At 52.3% G+C, this 558-nt stretch carries 1 protein-coding gene; it reads right to left on the bottom strand.

Going from position 1 to position 558, the window contains the following annotated elements:
* Positions 1-121 precede the first annotated feature (121 nt).
* Positions 122-558 (bottom strand): hypothetical protein (locus AC1RPV_RS07585; RefSeq protein ID WP_481764175.1); only part of this gene is annotated, 437 nt, incomplete at its 5' end.

Below are 558 nucleotides of genomic sequence, written 5' to 3'. Positions count from 1 at the left end.
GACACGGGCAGGACTCTACCCCTTCTTCATGTACGTGACTTTCACGTACTTTGCGCTCTCGCGTCTGCGTTGGCTCGTCCTTTGAGCAATTTGCGGTAGGGTCAGCACGTGACCTCCTTAGTTATTTCCATCGTGTTGTTCTCCCATCATCAGAACACAGAGCTTCCTCTACCGTAAACCCACGCGCCACGCGCGCCCTGAATGTTGCAACCTTGATTCCGTATGCATCACATAGCTCTTTACGAGTTGTGTAGCACACTCCATTCACGATAATTCTGTGCGTACTTCTCGATACAGCCTTAGCCGCGATCTGCTCTGGCGTGTCCCCAGCTTTCCGCCTATCCACAACCCAATAGGATGGTACGCCCAAGTAGTCAGAAAAGGCACGGGCTGATTTATACAGCACACCCTTATACTCGATCTGACTGCCAGACGCACTACCCAAACTCCCACCCACCACGGTGTTAAATCCACCTTTGCTGATGCAGGTGCGGTGCTTCTTAATAAGCCGCCGTTCAGCATCCTGTGCATCTGCGAGAACACCAGTCCACAGAGTGT

The organism is Dellaglioa sp. CoH-55-MRSF-9, assembly GCF_056782155.1.
The sequence above is the reverse complement of the archived record's forward strand: the minus strand, read 5'-3'. Positions and strand labels throughout refer to the sequence as shown.